Annotated in this window: 13 protein-coding genes; 8 read left to right on the top strand and 5 right to left on the bottom strand. The window is 65.9% G+C overall.

The window, feature by feature from the left end; all coding sequences use genetic code 11:
- Nucleotides 1–24: 24 nt before the first annotated feature.
- Together speB and ACNPP0_RS26490 are read right to left on the bottom strand one after the other, a co-directional pair.
- Nucleotides 25–1,071, bottom strand: a complete 1,047-nt coding sequence (speB, locus tag ACNPP0_RS26495) for an agmatinase (RefSeq protein ID WP_442880378.1) — start codon at nucleotides 1,069–1,071, stop codon at nucleotides 25–27.
- Between the two features lie 23 nt (nucleotides 1,072–1,094).
- Nucleotides 1,095–2,498: a sodium:solute symporter family protein gene (locus ACNPP0_RS26490; protein WP_448707470.1), complete on the bottom strand. Its 1,404-nt coding sequence runs from the start codon at nucleotides 2,496–2,498 to the stop codon at nucleotides 1,095–1,097.
- A 181-nt stretch (nucleotides 2,499–2,679) separates the two neighbouring features.
- Here ACNPP0_RS26490 and ACNPP0_RS26485 point away from each other — a divergent pair, with 181 nt between their 5' ends.
- From ACNPP0_RS26485 to ACNPP0_RS26475, 3 genes are all read left to right on the top strand, one after another.
- Entirely contained in the window at nucleotides 2,680–3,789 is a 1,110-nt protein-coding gene (locus tag ACNPP0_RS26485; protein ID WP_448707469.1) for a YcjF family protein, read from the top strand.
- Nucleotides 3,790–3,996: 207 nt separating this feature from the next.
- Nucleotides 3,997–6,081: a putative bifunctional diguanylate cyclase/phosphodiesterase gene (locus ACNPP0_RS26480; protein ID WP_448707468.1), complete on the top strand. Its 2,085-nt coding sequence runs from the start codon at nucleotides 3,997–3,999 to the stop codon at nucleotides 6,079–6,081.
- 127 nt (nucleotides 6,082–6,208) lie between these two features.
- On the top strand, nucleotides 6,209–6,421 hold the full coding sequence (locus tag ACNPP0_RS26475; RefSeq protein ID WP_448707467.1) for a DUF1059 domain-containing protein: 213 nt from the start codon (nucleotides 6,209–6,211) through the stop codon (nucleotides 6,419–6,421).
- Nucleotides 6,422–6,472: 51 nt separating this feature from the next.
- On the opposite strand, the gene ocd is transcribed toward ACNPP0_RS26475, so the two are convergent.
- On the bottom strand, nucleotides 6,473–7,525 hold the full coding sequence (ocd, locus tag ACNPP0_RS26470) for an ornithine cyclodeaminase (protein ID WP_448707466.1): 1,053 nt from the start codon (nucleotides 7,523–7,525) through the stop codon (nucleotides 6,473–6,475).
- Between the two features lie 124 nt (nucleotides 7,526–7,649).
- On the opposite strand from ocd, the gene ACNPP0_RS26465 reads away from it, so the two are divergent.
- Entirely contained in the window at nucleotides 7,650–8,075 is a 426-nt protein-coding gene (locus ACNPP0_RS26465; protein ID WP_120153512.1) for an Lrp/AsnC family transcriptional regulator, read from the top strand.
- Nucleotides 8,076–8,341: 266 nt separating this feature from the next.
- On the top strand, nucleotides 8,342–9,271 hold the full coding sequence (locus ACNPP0_RS26460) for an N-carbamoyl-D-amino-acid hydrolase (protein ID WP_448707491.1): 930 nt from the start codon (nucleotides 8,342–8,344) through the stop codon (nucleotides 9,269–9,271).
- A 169-nt stretch (nucleotides 9,272–9,440) separates the two neighbouring features.
- Here the strand turns inward: ACNPP0_RS26460 and ACNPP0_RS26455 are convergent, their stop codons facing one another.
- Nucleotides 9,441–11,462, bottom strand: coding sequence for an Ig-like domain-containing protein (locus ACNPP0_RS26455; RefSeq protein WP_448707465.1), 2,022 nt, complete (start codon nucleotides 11,460–11,462; stop codon nucleotides 9,441–9,443).
- Here ACNPP0_RS26455 and ACNPP0_RS26450 point away from each other — a divergent pair.
- Both ACNPP0_RS26450 and lhpI read left to right on the top strand, forming a co-directional pair.
- Nucleotides 11,455–11,883 carry an EAL domain-containing protein gene (locus tag ACNPP0_RS26450; RefSeq protein WP_448707464.1) on the top strand — a complete coding sequence of 143 codons (429 nt, stop codon included), beginning with the start codon at nucleotides 11,455–11,457 and terminating at the stop codon, nucleotides 11,881–11,883. The genes ACNPP0_RS26455 and ACNPP0_RS26450 overlap by 8 nt on opposite strands.
- A gap of 111 nt (nucleotides 11,884–11,994) precedes the next feature.
- Nucleotides 11,995–12,930: a bifunctional Delta(1)-pyrroline-2-carboxylate/Delta(1)-piperideine-2-carboxylate reductase gene (lhpI, locus tag ACNPP0_RS26445; RefSeq protein WP_448707463.1), complete on the top strand. Its 936-nt coding sequence runs from the start codon at nucleotides 11,995–11,997 to the stop codon at nucleotides 12,928–12,930.
- A 133-nt stretch (nucleotides 12,931–13,063) separates the two neighbouring features.
- On the opposite strand, the gene ACNPP0_RS26440 is transcribed toward lhpI, so the two are convergent.
- Nucleotides 13,064–14,011: a LysR family transcriptional regulator gene (locus tag ACNPP0_RS26440; protein ID WP_448707462.1), complete on the bottom strand. Its 948-nt coding sequence runs from the start codon at nucleotides 14,009–14,011 to the stop codon at nucleotides 13,064–13,066.
- A gap of 98 nt (nucleotides 14,012–14,109) precedes the next feature.
- Here ACNPP0_RS26440 and ACNPP0_RS26435 point away from each other — a divergent pair.
- Nucleotides 14,110–14,900: MFS transporter (locus ACNPP0_RS26435; protein ID WP_448707461.1), on the top strand; the 791-nt coding region annotated here is incomplete at its 3' end.

Below are 14,900 nucleotides of genomic sequence, written 5' to 3'. Positions count from 1 at the left end.
ACTGCAAGAAAGTTCGCGGACCCGTCAGCCTGCGTGGCGCACGCTGACCAGGCTCAGGATCTCGAACAGCATCTGCGCCCCCGCGTGCGCCGTGTTGGCCGTGGCGTCATAGGCGGGCGCCACTTCCACCACGTCGCCCCCGATGATGTCGATACCCGCCAGCCCGCGTAGCATGGCCTGGGCCTCGCGTACGGTCACGCCGCCGACTTCGGGCGTGCCGGTGCCTGGGGCGAACGCCGGGTCCAGGCAGTCGATATCGAACGAGACATACACCGGCGTGTCGCCCACCACCTTGCGCGCCTGCGCCACCACGGCATCAATGCCCAGGCGGGGAATGTCTTCCGCGTGAATGACCGTCATGCCGGACTCGTACGAGAATTCCCAAAGGTATTCCGCCGCGCCCCGGATGCCGATCTGGATGGTGCGCGTGGGGTCCAGCACGCCGTCCAGCACGGCCTGGCGGAACGGGCCGCCGTGGTGAAAGCGGCTGCCGTCGAACGGGCCGCCCGTATCGCAATGCGCGTCGAAGTGGATCAGCGAGACCGGCGCGCGTCGGCCCAGCGCGCGCAGGATCGGCAGCGTAATGGAATGGTCGCCCCCCACCGAAACCGGAATGACCCCCGCCGCATGGATCTGGGCGTACGCGGTTTGGATGTCTTCATGTGACTGCTCCAGGTTGAAGCGGCTGCGCATGGGCACATCGCCGATATCGGCCACGCGCAGGTCGTGCGTGGGCGTGCAGCGCAAGACGTGGTGGTAGGGGCCTACGCGTTCCACCGCCCGCAGCGCGCGCGGGCCAAAGCGACAACCGCTGCGATTGCTGGCGCCCAGGTCCATCGGCACGCCGGCCAGCGCCACTTGCAGGTCGCCGAAGTCGGGCGCTTGCCAGTCGATGAGGCGGACCGGGGCGTCCAGCAAGGTGGGCATGCCCGCGTAGGGCGCGCTGCGCGTGCCGCTGCCGTCGATGATGTTGACGGCCACATCGCGAAAATGCGGGTCGTGAATGGCGGCTTCGTTGTCACCGCCAAAGCGGGCGCGCAGCGCCGCAAGGCGTTCCGGGGTAAAGCGCATGATGTGCTCCTGAAAAAACGGGTTCATTTGGCGTCGGCTCGCGGTACGGGCGCCTCGCGCCAGGGCGCGCCTGCCCGCCCCAGCAGGCTGATCAGCACAAAGCCGGCGGCACTGGCGGCAAGCGCCGCGTAGACCGGCGTGTTGGCCGCCAGGCCGTCCTTGACCATGAAGGCGATGGCCGCCGCGCAGCCCAGCAGCATCCCCGCCATCGCGCCGGCGGTCGTGGCGCGGCGCCAGTAGATGGCGCCCAGCAACGGCACCAGCATGCCGCCCACCAGCAGGTTGTACGCGCAGGTCAGGGCGCTCATGACGTCATCAACCACCAACGCCACGCCCAATGCCGACAGCCCGGCCAGCAGGGTGATCAGCCGGTGCACGCGCACGTCGGTGATCGGGCGTGCGCCGCGCAGCGCCGGCAACAGGTCTTCGGCCAGCACGGTGGACGTGGCCAGCATGGCGGCGCTGGCCGTGGACATCATGGCCGCCAGCGCGGCGGCGATGACCAGCCCGCGTATACCGTCCGGCAGCCCCGCCTGCACGATGGCCGCGAACGCGTTGTTGACGTCGGGCAGATCGGGCAGCAGCACCTTCGCCGTCATGCCGATCACCGCGCCCACCAGCCCGTACACGATGCAGTACAAGCCGGCGGCGGTGCCCGCGACGCGCGCCACGCGTTCGTCGCGGGCGGTGAAGACGCGCTGCCAGATTTCCTGGCCGATCAGGATGCCCAGGAAGTAGATGACAAAGTACGTGATGATCGTGCTCCAGCCGATGTTCGTCAGGGTGAAACTGGCGGCGGGTAATTGCGCCACCAATTGGTCCCAGCCGCCCACCCGTATCAAGCAGATGGGCAACAGCACGAACATCAAGCCCACGGTCTTGATGATGAATTGCACGATGTCGGTCAGGGTCAACGACCACATTCCGCCCAGCGTGGAATACACCGCGACCACGCCGCCGCCGACCACGACCGACACCCAGAACGGCAGGTCGAACAGCACCTGCATCACCGTGCCCATGGCGATGACGGACGTGGCCGCCAGCATCAGCGCATACGCCATCATCACCAGCGCGCTGACATGCTTGGCGCCTGCCGTGAAGCGGCGCTCAAGAATCTGCGTCACCGTATAGATGCGTAGCTTGAGCAGGGGTTTGGCCAGCACCCGGTTCAGCACGATGATGCCCAGGCCCAGCGCCCCGCATAGCCAAAACCCCGAAATGCCGTATTGATATCCCAGCCGCACCGTACCCACGGTGCTTGCCCCGCCCAGCACCGTGGCCGCCATGGTGCCCATGTACAAACCGGGCCCCAGGTTGCGGCCCGCCACCAGATAGTCTTCCTGGGTTTTTGCACGCCGCATGCCGTACCAGCCCAGCAGCAGCATGCCCCCCAGGTAGAGCACGACGACTCCTATGTCCAACGCCATTTTCAATGTCTCCTTACCGCAGGGCAGCCATATTGGTATGGGATCCGTTGCGTCTGCCCACGCACCGGATTCATCAAGCAACCCGGATCTTCGGTGAAGTGGCAAGAAAAATATCGCGGTTGCCGCGAATGTCGGACTCATCTGATATCGTTGCTCAATCCCTTTCACGTTCTTACGGCCCATGTCTCCCCTACGCCCCGATTCGCCCGCCTTGCAGGACGCCATCGCCGACGCCATCAGCACGGCCACGCGCGGCGCGGGTCGCGTCAACATCCTGATCGCGGGCAAGACCGGCGTCGGCAAGAGCACGCTGATCAACGCCGTGTTTCGCGGCGATCTGGCCAAGACGGGCGCGGGCAAGCCCGTCACGCAGACCACCCAGGAATACACCAAGCCGGGCCATCCGCTGACCATCATCGACACGCGCGGCCTGGAAGTGGGCGACTACGCGCGCTCGCGCCAGGCACTGACGGACTTGATCCAGGAACGCTCGGCGTCAGACGACCAGGACAAGCACGTGCACGTGGCCTGGCTGTGCATTCAGGACAGCAGCCACCGCGTGGAAGATGCCGAGATCGAACTGGCCGACATGCTGGCCACCGCCGGCATCCCGGTGGTGGTGGTGCTGACCAAGGCGCGCAAGAACAGTCCCTTCGTTGCCGAGGCGCAAAAGCTGCTGCCGCGCGCCAAGCAGGTCGTGGCCGTGCGCGCGCTGCCGGAATGGATAGAGGAACTGGATGCGGAACTGCCGCCGATGGGCCTGGACAAGCTGATCGAGGTCACCGCCGAGCACATCCCCGAGGGGCAGCAGCGCGCCTACGCCAATGCCCTGTCCACCCGCAACAAGAAGGCCCTGGAAGTAAAAAAAAAGCGGGCTGAGATAGAAGTGAACGTGGCTGCCGGCCTGGCCGCATCCGCGGCCGCCGCGCCCATTCCGTTTTCGGACGCGTTTGCGCTGGTGCCGATCCAGGTCGGCATGATCGCCAAGATCGGCATCACCTTCGGCATGGAGCTGGACACCACCGCCATCACCACGCTGGTCACGTCCACGCTGGGCGCATCGGCGGCCACGCTGATCGGCCGCTCGGTCGTGTCGGGCATGCTGAAATTCATTCCGGGCGCGGGCAGCGCCGTGGGCGGCACCATCGCCGCCACCACCGCCGGCGCCATCACCAAGCTGCTGGGCAATGCGTACGTTGCCGTGCTGTACGACTTCTGCCTGAAGAACCCGGGCAAGGACATCGACATCGGGATGATCGCGCAGACGCTGCGCCAACGGGTGAAGCTGTGACGCCGCTACGCAATGCGGTGCAATGCGATGCAATGAACCGTGTTTCTACGACAACATTCGTTAGATTCAAGCCTTTTCCAGCCCGCGCCTTAACTATTGCCCAGACGGCGACGTAAAGCCGTAAATCCCTCATTCCATTCGCGGGACAGCCCACGCGTACGCCGGCCTGGCCCGCCACACGCGGGCGCTTGCCCGCCCCCTCATCCAATGATCATCGACAATTCCGACGTCATGTACCGGCACCTGGTGCAGGGTGTCGTCGACTACGCCATCTACATGCTTCATCCGGACGGCACAGTCGCCAACTGGAACGCCGGGGCGCAGCGCGCCAAGGGCTACACGCAAGAGGAGATCGTCGGCAAGAACTTCGCGTGCTTCTACACCGCCGCCGACCAGGCCTCGGGCTTGCCGCAGCGCGGCCTGGCCACCGCGCGCGAACAAGGCCGCTTCGAGGCCGAGGGCTGGCGCGTGCGCCGCGATGGCACGCTGTTCTGGGCCAATGTCGTGATCGACGCCATCCGCGACGACCACGGCGACCTGATCGGCTTTGCCAAGGTCACGCGCGACATTACGGAACGCCGTGAACGTGAACAACAGCTGGTGAAAGCCAAAGAGCTGGCCGAGCACTACAACTCGGAATTGACGTCGCTATCCAGCTTCCTGGATGCCGTGGTGTCGCACATCCCGTCATGCGTGCTGGTGCTGGACGCCGTGTCGCGCAATATCCTGCTGGCCAACCGTCAGGCGGAAGCCACGTTCGGCGCCACGCGCGCCCAGATGTTGGGCAAGACGGCGCGGCAGTGCCTGCCCGCGCCCGTATGCGAATTCCTGGACCGGCTGACGCATGACGCCTTGCGATCGGACGGCGCCCTGCGCGAAGCGGAAGAAGAGCTGACCACGGCGCGCGGCATGCGCACGTTGCGCACTCGCACGCTGGTATTCCACAGCACCGACCCGCGCTCGCGCTACGCGCTCCTGATCTCGGACGACGTCACGGAAGAGAACGCCGCGCATGCCCAGGTGCGCTACATGGCGCACCACGACACGCTGACCGGCATGCCCAACCGCCGGCTGTTCCGCGAACAGTTGCTCAAGGCGCTGCACCACTGCGCCGACGACCGCCGCACCGCCGTGCTGTGCCTGGACCTGGACAACTTCAAAAGCGTGAACGACACGCTGGGCCATCCCTGCGGCGACGAGCTGCTGCGCCTCCTGGCCAAGCGCTTGCCGAAGGTGCTGCGCGAGCAGGACACGCTGGCCCGCCTGGGCGGCGATGAGTTCGCGGTGGTGCTGCCCAACATCGGCCAGCAGGACGACGTGCGCAAGATGGCCGAACGGCTGATCGACGCGGTGCGCCAGCCCTTTGAAGTGGACGGCCATACGGTGCCGATCAGCGTCAGCATCGGTATCGCGCTGGCCGAGACGCCCGAATACACCGCCGACCACCTGCTGCGCTACGCCGACATGGCGCTGTACGAAGCCAAGCGCAACGGCCGCAACCGCATGGCGTTCTTCAAGCTCGAAATGGAGGCCGCCGCGCTCAAGCGCCATGAAATGGAAATGGACTTGCGCCAGGCCATCATGGGCCAGCAGTTGCAGCTGTATTACCAGCCCATCATGGACGTCAGCCACGTGCGCATCGTCGGGCGCGAAGCGCTGATGCGCTGGCAACATCCGGTCAAGGGCCTGATCATGCCCGGCGACTTTATTCCCATTGCCGAGGAAACCGGCCTGATCCACGAGCTGGGCGCCTTCACCCTGCACGAGGCCTGCGCCGAAGCCATGCGTTGGGACGACCACGAAACCGTGGCCGTGAACCTGTCGGCCAGCCAGTTCACCAACAGCGCGCTGGTGTCGCTGGTGGAATCGGCGTTGTCCAAATCCGGTCTGCCGGCGCGGCGGCTGGAACTGGAGATCACCGAATCGGTGCTGCTGGCCAACTCGGCCTCCAACCTGAACACGCTCAAGCGCCTGAAGGCGTTGGGCGTGAAAGTTGCACTGGATGACTTTGGCACGGGCTATTCGTCGCTGGGCTATCTGCGTTCGTTCGACTTCGACAAGATCAAGATCGACAAGTCGTTCACCCAGGATGTCGAATCCAGCAAAGAGGCGCTGGCCATCATCCGCGCCATCAACGGCATCGGCCGCAGCCTGGACATACCCACCACCGCCGAGGGCGTGGAAACCGCCGCGCAGCTGGACCGGTTGACACAGGAAGGCTGCTCGCACTTCCAGGGCTTCCTGTTGGGCCGCCCGGTGTCGCATGACGCAACGCCGGGGGGAAAACCGTAAGCATCCGGATCTATACTTTTGAAATCATCGGGTGCGCTGCGACGCGCCAACTACCCGATGCCCCGCATGCCGCGCGTCGGATGTGCCAACACGCAAGCGCCCCCGGGCGCTGCGCAAGGAGACAATCATGACCCGCAAATACATCGACTGCCGCGAGTACCCAAGCGAGATGAATTGCTCGGTAGCCTTGGCCGCGGATTCCGACGACGAATTGCTGGAAGCCGCCGTGCAGCATGCCACCACCGTGCACCACCACGCCGACTCGCCCGAACTGCGCACGCAGCTGAAGGCGATGTTCCACGACGGCACGCCGCCCACCGACGCCCCGCGCGCCGCCTGAGCGCTATCCGTTGAATCGTTGATTCGTTGTTCTGTTGATGGGTCGCCGGGGCTATGGCTGCCCCGGCGCGGCCTTCACGTCGGCGGCCGCGCGGACCACGTCGAAGAGGTTCTTCGGATCCTGCAATTGCGGCGCCACTTCAATGCGCGCGCCGATGCCAAGCCGGGCGGCACTGTCACGCAACCAGCGCAGGGCCGAAAAGTCCTCCAGCGCAAAACCCACCGAATCGAAAATGGTGACGTCATCGGCGCGTTGGCGCCCGGCCACCTGCCCCGTCAGCACGCGCCACAATTCCGTCACCGGAAAATCCGCGGGCATCTGTTGCAGGTCGCCTTCAATGCGCGTCTGCGGTTCGTATTCGACAAAGACAGTGCCCCGGCGCAGCACGTCGGCATGCAGCTCGGTCTTGCCCGGGCAGTCGCCACCCAAGGCGTTGATGTGCATCCCGGGTTCGACCATGTCCGCGGTCAGGATGGTGGCGTAGGCCTTGTCGGCGGTGACGGTGGTGACGATGTCCACACCCTTGACCGCCTGCGCGGTGCCGTTAAAGGCAACGACGCGCAGCGCCGGGGCAACGGCGGCCAGGTTGGCTTGCAGCTTGCGGGTGGCCTGCGCGTCCACGTCGTACACATGCAGCACGTCAATGCCCAGCACATAGTGAAACGCCAGGGCCTGGAATTCCGCCTGCGCGCCGTTGCCGATCAACGCCATCGAGCGCGAGTCGGGCCGGGCCAACGCGCGGGCCGCCAGCGCCGACGTGACGGCGGTGCGCAGGGCGGTGGTCAGGGTCAGTTCGCTGATCAGCAGCGGTTCGCCCGTGCTGACCTGCGCCAGCGCGCCAAAGGCCATCACCGTGGACAGGCCGGCTTGCGGGTTGTCGGGGTGGCCGTTCACGAACTTGAAGCTGTACAGCTCGCTGTCGGCGGCGGGCATCAGTTCGATGACGCCGGAGGGGGAATGACTGGCGACACGCGCACACTTGTCGAATTCTTGCCATCGCAGAAAATCGGCCAGCACATAGTCCAGCAAGTCGGTGAAGACCTTGCGCGGACCGTATCGGGCCACGATGTTGGCGACGTCCGACGTCGTGAGCAATGTCGTCATTTTTTTCTCCCCAAGTGATGGAAAGGAAATTCTGGCTGATACCCAAATCAATTCATAGTGACAACATTCAACACGAAACGCTAAGATTCTGGCAATTCGACAGCCAACATTAGCGCTTTGCACAATGGACACGCTAGACCAACGCTTGCTGGGCCTGCTGCGCGCAAATGCCCGCCTGTCCATCGCCACGCTTGCCAAGAAGCTGGACGTGTCGCGCGGCACGATCGACAACCGTATCCGCAAGCTTGAAGAGCGCGGCATCATCGTCGGTTATACCGTGCGCCTGCGCCCCGAGTCCGAAACGGATGACATCGTGGCGTGGATAAGCATCGCCGTGGAAGGCCACGAAACCCGCAAGATCGTGAACCTGCTGATGGGCGAGCCCGCGGTGGCGGGTCTGCACGACACCAACGGCCGCTGGGATCTGCTGGCGGAGCTGCGCGTGCCCACCATCGATCAGCTGTCCGAAGTGCTGGACCGGCTGCGCACGCTCAAGGGCATCTCGGCCACCGAGACCAGCATCCATCTGAAGACCTTCAAGGCGATCTGAGCCGCCAGGGTACGGGTAAACCCGATATAGAACTTTGCACGGCGCCCATGATGCGGCGTTATGCGCACGGCCATGCACAGGCGCCCAAATCTGCCCGATTCATCAATTCAATCAACGCCTTAGCAACACGCTGGGCCCGGCCAGGCAGCGCGCGGCCAGGCGCTATCGCGATAGCGCGCGCGCATGCATGCTTGCGGCTTCAACCGCGAACACGCAATCAGCACCTGGAGATAGACACCGTGAGCAACACCACCCCTGCCCGCAAAATGGGCCTGGCGGTCGCCCAGATGGGCGCCGTGAACCTGGCCGACACCCGCGCCGTGGTCGTGCGCCGCCTGGTCGAGATGATGCGTGAGGCCGCCGCCCGCCAAGCGGAATTCGTCGTGTTTCCGGAGTTGGCGCTGACGACGTTCTTCCCCCGCTACTGGATGGAAGACGCCGAGGCCGTGGACCGTTTCTTTGAAAAGGCCATGCCCAATGCCGACGTGCAGCCGCTGTTCGACACCGCGCGCGAACTGGGCATCGGCTTTTACCTGGGCTATGCCGAGCTGACGCCGGAAGGCCGCCAGTTCAACACCGCCATCCTGGTGGACCGCAGCGCAAAGATCATCGGCAAGTACCGCAAGATCCACCTGCCGGGACATTCGGATCACAAGGTCGACGCGCCGTTCCAGCATCTGGAGAAGAAGTTCTTTGAAGTGGGTGACCTGGGCTTTGGCGTGTGGGAGACCAACGACGTCAAGATCGGCATGTGCCTGTGCAACGACCGCCGCTGGCCCGAGACCTACCGCGTGATGTCGCTGCAAAGCGCCGAGCTGATCGTGCTGGGCTACAACACGCCGTCGCTGAACATCCATTGGAACGAGCCCGCGCATCTGCGCACCACCACGCACGAAATCGTGTTGCAAGCCAGCGCCTACCAGAACGCGGTGTGGGTCGGCGCCGCCGCCAAGTGCGGCCATGAAGACGGGCACCACATGATCGGAAGCTCGATGATCGTGGCGCCCTCGGGTGAAATCGTGGCGCGCGCCAGCGGCGAGGAAGATGAAGTCATTACCGCGAAGATCGACCTGGCGATGGGCCAGGCGTTCCGCGAACACGTCTTCAACTTCGCCAAGCACCGCAGCCCGCAACACTACAAGCTGATCACCGAACGCACCGGCGCGGGCGACCCGCTGCCCACCGCGACGATCTGAACGACAAGGCGGGCCGGGATGATCGCCCCGGCCCGCCTCGGCGTCCTGCTCGTTCTGCTCGTTCTGCTCGTTCTGCTCGTTCTGCTCGTTCTGCTCGTTCTGCTCGTTCTGCTCGTTCTGCTCTTGCTGCTCTTCCCGCGCGCCCTGCGCCACCTTCACATCGTGCGCGTCAGTCCAGCAGGTCCATCAAGGCGACGTCCTCCACGTCATGCTGGCGCGCCGCTTGGGCCAGCTGCATCGAGAACGGTGCCCCCGCCAAGCGTTCCGGCGTAGTCAGCGACGCACCCGGCTTGGCATCCGGCGTGGTCTGCGGACGCAACACCGGGTCGGCCGGCGCCCGCTGTTCGCGCATCGTGCCAGACAGGAAATCCAGCGTGATGACGCGGCCCACCCCAGCTCCGGGCCCCGACCGCGGGGTCAGGCGCAGGCTCAGGGTTTCCATGCCGGCCGGTCGGTTGATCAGCAAGAGACCACGCCCATCCGCTTGCACCCAACCCGGCAAAGCCGCGCCGTTGGCCAGCGTGATGCGCATGTCCGCCTTGCCGTCGCCGCCGTTGACGATGAAAAGCAGCTGATCGCCACGTCCCACCAGGTCCACCTGCAAACCTTGGCCCAGCGGCAGCGTCGACAACACCGCCTGCCCGTCTCCCAGTCCGCCGCCCAGGCCGGATCCCAGCAGCTGATGCAAGCCGCCCCGTGCGCCCCTGTCGTCGATGCCGTTCAGCGGGTCGATGGCGTTGACCGCTTGCAGCACCGCCCCCACCCCGGTGAAGCTTCCCAGGTGGTCAAGGCTGTTGACGCCATTGACCGCCAGCAAGACCGCCCCGCCCGATTGCTGCAAGTCCGGCGTGCCGTCCAGCGATGCCAGCCCGTTGACCGCCTGGATCAACACCGAGTCCACCTTGCTGGCAACCAAGCCTGCATTGCCGCCGATGGCCGACTCGCTTGCTCCCGCCCCCACGACGAAGCGGAAGTCATCCTGCTCGGTGAACAACGATGCCGAGTTGCGCAGCGTGAAGGTCGACTCCGTGAACCCGCCGTTGCCGTCGCTGACGCGATAGCGCACCACGAGTTCACCGGTGAAGCCGACAGCCGGGGTGAACACATAGCTGCCGTCGGGCCTGACCAACAACGTGCCCCCGCCCGGAATCGCCAGGGGCGAGCCGGCCGGCGTCCTGCCCGGTACTCCGTCCACGCTGACGTCGGCGACAAACAAGGCGTCGCCGTCCGCGTCGGACGCGCCGGCCAGCAAGCCCTGGCTTGCCGGCACATCCACGCTGCCGCCACCCAGCGGCAGGCTTACCGTGACGGCCGGTACCACCGGGCTGTCGTTCACCGCCGTTACGTTCACGGTGACAGTCGCCGTTTCGCCGGCGCCGCCGGACGTGACGGTGTAGGTGAACTGGGTCGTGCCGTTGTAATCGGCCGAGGGCGCAAAATCCAGGGTGCCATCGGCGCGCAGCGTCACGGCGCCGTTTGCCACCTCTATCGGCGCCCCCACCGTCGCGGCCGCCCCATTGATGGCCGTGATGGCGTGCCCGGCGTTTTCGAACGTGTCGTTGCCGTTGACGATGATGTTGACAGGCGTGTCCTCAAAGGTTGTCACCGTGTCGTCGGCAATATCCGCCACCGCCGCCACGCCCACGTTCACCACCGCCTGCAGCGACCCGCCGCTGCCGTCCGCGATAGTCACCACAAAGCGGTCGGCGCCGAGGAAGTCTCCGTTCGGCGTGTAGACATACGCGCCCGTCGCGGCATCCAGCGTCACCGTGCCATGCGTCGGCAAGGAAGCAAGGCTGTAGACCAAGGGCTCGCCGTCGGTATCCAGCGCGCCTACGCGGCCGGAGACCGACGTGTCCTCCAAGGTCGGCACCGTGAATTCGCCCGTGCTGCGGTCAAACACCTGGCCACCGACCCGGTTGCCCAGCAGGACGGGAACGTCGTTGACCGACGCGACGTTGACCGTCACCGTGGCCGTCTCCGTCACGCCTCCCGACGTGACCGTGTAGCTAAAGCTGGTGGCTCCGTGGAAGTTGGACGACGGGATGAAGTCCAACGTGCCGTCAGCCTTCAACACCACCGAGCCATTCGTGACCGCCATCGGCGTACCCAGCGTCAAGGCGTTGCCGTTGATGGCCGTAACTGCGTGGCCGGCGTTCTCGAAGCTGCATGCGGGTTTTCGTGTGGTCATAGACGATTTCGGCACCGGCTACGCCAACCTTAGCAATCTGCTGACGTGGGGCGTCAGCGGCCTGAAGCTGGATCGCACGCTGATCCGTTGGGTCAGCGCCAACGAGTGGGCCGCGACCGTGCTGGAGTCGGTGTTCGAGATGACGCGCCGCATGAACATCTACATCATTGTCGAAGGCATTGAAACCGAGGAACAGGCGCGCTATGTGCTGGAACGCGCGCCCGAGGCTACCGGCCAGGGTTGGCTGTACGGGCGCCCTTGCCGGGCCGAGCTGCTGCCGGTGCTGGCCTCGCGCGCGGCCGATGCCTCGCTGGACGAGTCGGTGGGTACGCCGGCAGGTACACCGGTTACCCCCGGCTTTTGCCCGGCGGCGCTTGCCGCCACGCAGCGTCATCGCGCCCCCACCGGCCATGTCGCCTGATAGCGCCGGCTCTTTTCCTTTACGGCGCGCGTCTGCGAGGCGATGGCCGCCCGCACGCTGCTAGACTGCCTGCTGCCCTACACATCGATCTTTCTTTTCAGGCAGCCTTCCATGCGCTTTATCGACACCGACCAAACCCGTGCCGTGCTGTCCTTCGACGCCGTCATCGACGCCCTGCGCACGGCCTTTCGCGACGGCGCGACGGTGCCCCCGCGCCATGTCCACGCCATTGAATCCGGCTCGTCGCGCGGCACCTCGCTGATCATGCCGGCCTGGAGCGACCGAGGATATTTCGGCGTGAAGATCATCAACATCTTTCCCGATAACACGCACCTGGGCCTGCCCGGGCTGCATGCGACCTACAACCTGTACAGCGCCACCACGGGCGTGCCGGTGGCGCAGGTGGACGGCGATGTCATCACGGTATTTCGAACGGCGGGCGCGGCGGCGCTGGGCGCGGATTATCTGGCCCGAAAAGATGCGCGCACCTTGTTGATCGTCGGCTCGGGCCGCATCGCGGGCCTGGTGGCGCAAGCCATGCGTCAGGTGCGCCCGATTGAACGCGTCATGGTCTGGAACGTGCGCGCGGCCGGCGCCGAAGTGTTGGCGCAACGCCTGCGGGAGCAAGGTTTTGACGCAAGCGCCACCACCGACCTGGAAGCGGCCACGCGCCAGGCCGACATCATCAGCTGCGCCACGCTGTCGACCGTGCCGCTGATACGCGGCGCGTGGCTGCGGCCCGGCGTGCACCTGGATTTGATCGGCAGCTTCAAGCCCGAGATGCGTGAAACCGACCCGGCCTGCTTTGATGGCACGACGGTCTACGTGGACACCGACGAAGCCCCGACCAAATCCGGCGACCTGTTGTCCGCGTTCGAGGCCGGTGTGCTGACACGCGAAGCCATCCAGGGCGATCTGCATCAGCTCACCACCGGACAGCGGCCTGGGCGGCGCAACGATGAAGAGATCACGGTGTTCAAGGCGGTGGGCAGCGCGCTGGAAGACCTGACGCTGGCCACGCTGGTGGTTGAGGCGGCGACGACGTAGTACTAGACGGCCTGGTGCAAGACGGCCCAGCGCAAGACGGCCAGGGGCAAAACAGCCTGGGGCAAGACGGCCGAGGCGTCGGCATCTTGCGTTGGGCCGCTACGGTAGCCGTGCGGGCATCGACGGCCTTGCATCAGCCGCCGCCCAACTCCACCGGCAGGTGCTCGCGCATGATCTCGATGAAGCGGCGCAGGCGCGCGGGCTGATAGCGCGACGGCGCGTACACCAGGAACACCGGCAGCGGAGCCGCGCGCCAATCGGGCGCCAGATGCACCAGCCGGCCGGCGGCAAGATCGTCCTGCATCGCCCAGGCCGAGCCCAACGCCACGCCCAGCCCCAGCAACGCGGACTTGCGCAGCGCATACAGGCCATCGGTAGACAGACGCGGCTGGATGCCGAAGCGTTCTGTCGCCCCCGTGGCGCAATGCGTCAGGCTGACCTCGGTGCGATAGAACGTGCGCAGCGCCAGCCACGGCAGGCGCGCCAGCGCTTCGGGATGTTGCGGGACGGGCTCGCCTTGCAGCAAGTCAGGCGACGCGATGACGATGCGTGGCACTTCACCCAGCTTGATGGCGATCACCGACGGATCGGTCACCGCCCCCACGCGTATGGCGCAGTCCACGTTCTCGGCGATCAGGTCGGGCATGCGGTCGTGCAGCAGCCATTCCACCCGCATGTTCGGATACTGGCGCAGATAGCTGGCCAGCGGATCGACGAACTGGTCCTGGCCGAACGCGTGCGGCGCCACCACGCGCAGCGTGCCGATGGGCTCGTCGCCCGCGCCGCGCACCTCGCTTTCAAACGATTGCCACGTGGCGATCAATTCCTTGGCGCGTTCATAACAGCGCTGGCCGTCTTCGGTCAGCCGGATCGCGTGGGTGGAACGTTGCAGCAGCCGCACTCCCATGGTGCGTTCAAGCAGTTGCAGGCGGCGGCTGACGGTGGGCTGCGTGCCGCCCAGTTGCGCGGCGGCGGCCGAGAGGCTGCCGGCTTCGACAATGCGCACGAAAGTTTCGATCAGCAGCAGGCGGTCGGTGGCGGCGGCGGTGGCGGCCGCGGAGGGCGGGGCAGGGGTGGTCATACGCCAATCGTATAACCGATGTACCCGCAAGTCGGCTACCAAAACAAGGCGCGCGCGCCCAGAATCTGCCCCGTACACGATCCTTCGGACACCTCACCATGTCATCCCAAACCCCCACCTCCACCGCCGCCTTGTCGCGCGGACTCGTTTTCCTTCTGGCGATCGGCGCCGGCCTGTCGGTAGCGTCCCTGTATTACAGCCAGCCGATGCTGGGCGTACTGGGCGCGGACATCCACGCCAGCGCCGAGACGCTGGGCTGGATCCCCACCCTGACGCAGCTGGGTTATGCCTTCGGCATCCTGATGCTGGCGCCCCTGGGCGACCGCCACGACCGAAAGCGCATCATTCTCATCAAGGCCGCCGTGCTCAGCCTGGCATTGCTGGCCGCCGCCGTCGCGCCCTCCATCGGCATGTTGCTGGCCGCCAGCTTCGTGGTCGGCCTGTCCGCCACGCTGGCGCAGGACATCGTGCCGGCCGCCGCGCATCTGGCGCCGGTAGAGCAACGCGGCAAGATCGTCGGCACCGTCATGACGGGGCTATTGCTGGGCATCCTGTTGTCACGCGTGGTCAGCGGATTTGTTGCCGAGCAGTTCGGCTGGCGCGCCATGTTCGTGGCGGCCGCCGTCACCATCGTGGCGCTGGGCGCGGCGCTGTGGCGTGGCCTGCCGCGCTTCGTGCCGACCGCGCAGCTGTCGTACGCCGCGTTGCTGGGCTCCTTGGCGACCTTGTGGCGCCAGCACCCCGGCCTGCGCCGCGCCGCCACCGCGCAGGGCTTGCTGTCGCTGGGCTTCAGTGCGTTCTGGTCGACCTTGGCGGTGATGTTGCATGGCGCGCCGTTTCACCTGGGTGCCGGTGCGGCGGGTGCGTTCGGGCTGGCGGGCGCCGCCGG

It is taken from the genome of Achromobacter semiaridum (assembly GCF_053543755.1).
The sequence above is the reverse complement of the archived record's forward strand: the minus strand, read 5'-3'. Positions and strand labels throughout refer to the sequence as shown.

What these genes read in the sequence shown, in the direction of transcription:
- ACNPP0_RS26490 (WP_448707470.1), bottom strand. Translation starts at nt 2,498, where the DNA reads ATGGCGTTGGACATAGGAGTCGTCGTGCTCTACCTGGGGGGCATGCTG.
- lhpI (WP_448707463.1), top strand. Translation starts at nt 11,995, where the DNA reads ATGCGCTTTATCGACACCGACCAAACCCGTGCCGTGCTGTCCTTCGAC.
- ACNPP0_RS26455 (WP_448707465.1), bottom strand. Translation starts at nt 11,462, where the DNA reads ATGACCACACGAAAACCCGCATGCAGCTTCGAGAACGCCGGCCACGCA.
- ACNPP0_RS26460 (WP_448707491.1), top strand. Translation starts at nt 8,342, where the DNA reads ATGGGCCTGGCGGTCGCCCAGATGGGCGCCGTGAACCTGGCCGACACC.
- ACNPP0_RS26440 (WP_448707462.1), bottom strand. Translation starts at nt 14,011, where the DNA reads ATGACCACCCCTGCCCCGCCCTCCGCGGCCGCCACCGCCGCCGCCACC.
- speB (WP_442880378.1), bottom strand. Translation starts at nt 1,071, where the DNA reads ATGCGCTTTACCCCGGAACGCCTTGCGGCGCTGCGCGCCCGCTTTGGC.
- ocd (WP_448707466.1), bottom strand. Translation starts at nt 7,525, where the DNA reads ATGACGACATTGCTCACGACGTCGGACGTCGCCAACATCGTGGCCCGA.
- ACNPP0_RS26485 (WP_448707469.1), top strand. Translation starts at nt 2,680, where the DNA reads ATGTCTCCCCTACGCCCCGATTCGCCCGCCTTGCAGGACGCCATCGCC.
- ACNPP0_RS26480 (WP_448707468.1), top strand. Translation starts at nt 3,997, where the DNA reads ATGATCATCGACAATTCCGACGTCATGTACCGGCACCTGGTGCAGGGT.
- ACNPP0_RS26465 (WP_120153512.1), top strand. Translation starts at nt 7,650, where the DNA reads ATGGACACGCTAGACCAACGCTTGCTGGGCCTGCTGCGCGCAAATGCC.
- ACNPP0_RS26475 (WP_448707467.1), top strand. Translation starts at nt 6,209, where the DNA reads ATGACCCGCAAATACATCGACTGCCGCGAGTACCCAAGCGAGATGAAT.